Source organism: Arthrobacter sp. C152 (assembly GCF_054890965.1).
The window spans coordinates 1-4,844 of the sequence record NZ_JBTZSU010000069.1; the positions used below are offsets into that span (position 1 = coordinate 1).

Consider the following 4,844-nt stretch of genomic DNA (forward strand, 5'->3'; position numbering starts at 1 on the left):
TGTCCGTTGTCAGTTGAGTTGGCAGTTTTGTCAGTAGACACGGCAGCCTACGGGTTGCCGGTGATTGTGTCAGTTAATGTGGCAGCGTGACTTTGCTTGGTGCGTTGAGGTCTTTGCCGGTGAATCTTACGGATTCGGCTCGCATTCTGGCGCGTTTCCGCGATGGTCTCCGGGATGAACTGGTGTCTGCAGAGCTGTCGGGTTTGCCGTTTGAGTCGGCTTTGCCTGTGCGGTCGTTCTTTGCGTGGCCGGGCAAACGGAATTATGAGGGCTCGTGGTGGTCCAGCACGGTGGGCACGCATGTGGGGTTTGAGAGTCTGCTGGAGCGGGATTTCCTGATGCTGGCGGATCACGACACTGATGTGATCGGCATCGTGTCTCAGCCATTTGCGGTGCTCTGGCCACATGGCACCGAGGCTGCCCGCGGCCATGTGCCTGACTTTTTTGTCAGGCTTAGGGATGGCGGCGGGCGTGTTGTGGATGTACGGCATCCGGATCGTCTCAGTTCCGCGGAGCGCCAGTTCGAGATGACCGCCAGGATGTGTCAGGCCGTTGGGTGGGATTACGAGGTCTTCAGTGGAATGGCGGAGCCCCGCGCGGCGAACCTCCGGTGGCTCTCGGGATACCGTCAGGACCGTTTTGCTCCCAGCGCCGCGAGCCTCGCGGCCATTCTGGAAGCGTTTAGGGCTGGGGCGTCGATGGAAACGGGCGTGCGTTGCGCCGCCCGACAATTGAAGACAGACCCTTCTGTGGTTTAGGCGAACGTGCTGCACCTGGCTTACAGGGGTCTGCTCGACGTGGATCTGGGCCGCCCGTTGTCGTTGGAATCCCCGATCGCATCGAGTCAGGGGTGTCTGGCTTATGTGCTGTTCGAGGAGGCATCGTGAGGTCGGTCAGGCTGTTCGATTTCCTCCAGTTCGACAGTGCGTCGTGGCAGGTTGTCGCCCAGGACGGTACCGAGCTCGCGTTGAAAAACCTGGCAACAAACCGCATCCGGCGCGTGCCGGTCGCAGAGCTCTTGGCGGATGATTCGTATCTTCCTGACTCCCCCGGAAGGTTTCCGTCGCTGGAGGGTGCAGCTGTGTTGGAGACTCTCGATACGGATGCACGGGATCGGGCTAAGTGGTTGCACCGGCATGTGCACGAGGTGGTCTACGGTATTCCGCCGGAGGCAGCGGTGGGAACCGCGCCGACACCTGATTACGATCTCAGAAACCGCCTCCAGGACAGGATCGCCGCGAAGCTGGCAGAACTGGAGGCTGCCGGCACTCCGATGGGAGAGCGCACGTTGTTCAGACACATTGCCGCCTACCGCAAGGACGGTGTTGCCGGGCTGGTTGATGGCCGCCTGATTCGTCCGGCCAGTATGTCGGGCCGCACTGACCCGAGGGTCGTAGCGTTGCTGGAAGCGGAGGTATCCGGTCAGCGGAACCTCTCCACCGGCACCCGGTCCAGGGCCGTCAACAGGGTGCGCGTGCTCGCTGTCCAGGAGGGTCTGGTGGTGCCTTCGGAGACCACTATGTATCGAATCCTCAGAAGGATCGAACGTTCCCGTCACCCATTCGGCGACGCGATAACACGCAGGACGCAGGCCAACCGGCCCGACAGATCGTGGGGCCGGCAGGCTCCGTCCCGCCCCGGAGAACTCGTCGAGATCGACTCCACCCCGCTGGATGTCATGGTCCTGTGCCCGGACGGCACGACGAGCCGGGCGGATCTGACCGTGGCCTTGGACGTGGCGACCCGAACGCCGCTGGCGGCTATCCTGCGGCCCGTGGCGACCAAGGGGGTCGACGCCGCAATCCTGCTGGCCAGGGCTATGACGCCTCTGCCAATGCAGCCGGGCTGGGCTGCCTCGTTGTCCTACTCCCGCTCCGTGTTGCCGCAAGGGATGCTTCCAGGGAACGAGGACGTTCGCGCGTCCATAGCGGCCAAGCCGATCATCGTGCCTGAGTCCATCACCGTGGACCGAGGCAAAGTCTTTATCGGGTCGACGTTTACCGCTGCTTGCGAACGCCTCCAGATCAGCATCACCAAGGCCGCTCCGCGTACTCCGACTGACAAACCCCACATCGAGCGGTTCTTTGCCGGGGTGAACTCAGGTTTCACCCAATATCTGGCCGGCTATACGGGCCCGAACGTCGTCCGAAGGGGCAAGGATCCTGCAGCCGAGGCCGCGTTCACCCTCGCTGAGGTGCAGAACCTTTTGGACTGGTGGCTCGTTGCCGTTTGGCAGAACCGCCCGCACCCTGGCCTGCGCCATCCAGCGATGCCAAAGAAGGACCTCACGCCGAACGAGGCGTTCGCGGCTTTGTCCGGTGTCGCCCCGCAGATCCCGGTTACCCTCACCCGTGAGGACTACATCGCACTCCTTCCGCTGGATTGGCGAACCATCCAGCCCTATGGGATCAATTTTGAAGGCCTGACCTACGATGCCGAATCGCTGCATGAACACCGTGGCGTCCCGTCCGGGCTTCCTTCACCCGCCAATGGGCGATGGGAAATTCGTTACGACCCGTATCGACTCCGTTCGATCTACGTCAAGGACCATAGGAAAGGGCGCTGGATTGAAGCGGAGTGGACTTTGGCCCGCCAGCTCGTCGGCCCGTTCTCCTTGGACGTGCTCACCGCGGCTAAGAAGGCCATCGGCCGTCGCGGCCAGGTGCCCGGCAACGAACTTCTGGCCCACGTCAACAGAATCATGACAGCCCCAGCCGGTCGCACGGAAAGGCAGGCCGCAGGACGTGCTGCCGCCACCGTCCCTGCAGTGCCCGAACAGCAGATGGAAGCCCCCACACCGACCGGCGGAGATGGCCAGGACCCGGTCACGCCGATCGAAGCGGCCAGCATCCGGCCACGAAGAAAAGCACGACGCATCGACCTGTTGGAGGACTGAGCAGTGGCAGCCCCAGACTCACTCGACGCTTGGCGCCAGTACGTTGCCTGCTCTCCCATTGAGCCCGAAAGACTGACCATCCAGGAGCTCGCGGCACTTTCCCATGAGGCAAAGGCCGAATACGACCTGGCACGTTTCGCCTGGCTCGCTGCCGACACTGTTCTTGAAACCACGGACACGCAGGCTTTGTCCCGGCAGGCCCGGATACTCCTGGCCCGAAACGCTGCCAGTACCGCCACGGCCCGGCGAGGTCTAGCGATCTCGGGAGCTGCAGGCATGGGAAAGTCCACAACAGCTCTGCTGCTGGGCAAACGACACGAGAAGTCGGAGCGTCGACGCCTCGGACGCGTCGAGGACACAGCATTCGCCCCGGTGGTCTACTCCGTGGTTCCTCCCGCCACGACGCCGAAAATGCTCATGCAGTCTTTCGCGGTCTGGCTCGGACTACCCCTGCGCCGTCAGGCAACCACCCCAGAGATTACCGAGCAGGTGGTGACCGTGATGCGGACCTTGGGCACGTCACTGGTGATTGTCGACGAGGTGCACAACCTCAGGACCAACAGGCAATCCGGAGCCGAGGCGGCCAGCACGCTTAAACAGTTCGCGGACCGGCTCGATGCAACCTTCGTCTATGCGGGAATCGACCTGCCCGCAACAGAGCTGTTCGCCGGCGAAATGGGCCGTCAAGTCAAAGCCCGGATGATCCTCCACAAAATGAGCCCTTACGGAATCGGCTCAGCACTGGCCCGTGAGGCCTGGACTGAGCTGGTGCTCGGCATCGAAGACCTCCTCCCCCTTGCCGCCCACACGCCCGAGTCACTCGCCGCGGATGCCACTTACCTATGGGACCGCGCGGGCGGAAGCATCGGCGCGCTGCGGGCACTCCTGGTCGACGCGGCACTCGGGGCAATTCTCGACGGCGAAGAAAAGATCGACCGTCGACGCCTCGACGCTACGGCAACCGACTACGCCGCCGAGGAGCACCATAGGAAAAGAACCACGAACCAACCACAGCCTGCCAAGCATGCGCTCAGAGCAGCAACGTGATCATCCGCCAACTCCCCGTTCCAACACGGCTATTTGCCGGCGAAACCCTCGACAGCTACGCCGCCCGACACGCTCGACGCAACGGAACGACCATGGCCCATATCGACCAAGCGCTCAGGGAATCCGGAATCATGCCGGCCTCGCGCCTGCGGTCCCACCCGGACCGGATCAAAGCCTGGCGACAACTGGGCGGGCTCCAGCAAAGGGCCTTCACCCAACCCACGGTAGTCGCCGGGGAAACCGTGTTGCTCCGACCACTATGTCTCCGATGCTCCCGCGGGGAACAAGTGATGGCCCACCTTCCCCGAACCGGATGGGTCTGCGCACGGCACCGCCGGTGGATCGGCCCCGACCAATTCAACGTTCGGTTGCTGCCGGAGCTGATCACTGCAGAACGACACTTCCGACGAGTCCTTGCTCCGCGCGGAGTACATGTAAACACGCCATCTATGAGAGTTGCCAGAGACTGCGCCGCGGCCGGCATCACGCTGCAGACTCTAGAAGAGCGTGCAGAACGCATCGGCACGGACGACCGTGAGATGCTCCTCTACCCCGAGACCCTGCGGATCGCCCGCCTGATCACACAACCAAGATTTCTCTCCCTGATAAAACACCCCGAAATCCCATCCGATCGCCGCCGCGGCCTGGTCGCCCAGGAAATCGCTTCACTTTTCGCCCCCACCAACCTTCACCGCCGTTCCCGAGCAGCAGCCCGGGTCGAACAGGCGTTATGCAATCACGCCAGCTACGGGACTGAATGGCTATAGAACCGAATAGCCGGAAACGAAACTGCCAGAGCAAACGGAACTGCCAGATCGAGTGACAGTAAAACGCCGCGGATACAGTCAGAAGAACTGGCATTTTCCCACGTGAACACTGCCAGATTAACTGACAACGGACA

At 62.4% G+C, this 4,844-nt stretch carries 3 protein-coding genes; all 3 read left to right on the forward strand.

The features are described from left to right. Nucleotides 1–86 precede the first annotated feature (86 nt). The gene (locus ACYSM9_RS21580) at nt 87–758 is read left to right on the forward strand and encodes a TnsA-like heteromeric transposase endonuclease subunit (protein WP_461858992.1); all 672 of its coding nucleotides are present in this window, start codon (nt 87–89) and stop codon (nt 756–758) included. A gap of 125 nt (nt 759–883) precedes the next feature. Then, complete coding sequence (locus ACYSM9_RS21585; protein WP_461858993.1) at nt 884–2,896, forward strand: transposase; 2,013 nt, start codon at nt 884–886, stop codon at nt 2,894–2,896. A gap of 3 nt (nt 2,897–2,899) precedes the next feature. Continuing rightward, nucleotides 2,900–3,943 carry a TniB family NTP-binding protein gene (locus ACYSM9_RS21590; RefSeq protein WP_461858994.1) on the forward strand — a complete coding sequence of 348 codons (1,044 nt, stop codon included), beginning with the start codon at nt 2,900–2,902 and terminating at the stop codon, nt 3,941–3,943. Nucleotides 3,944–4,844 lie beyond the last annotated feature (901 nt).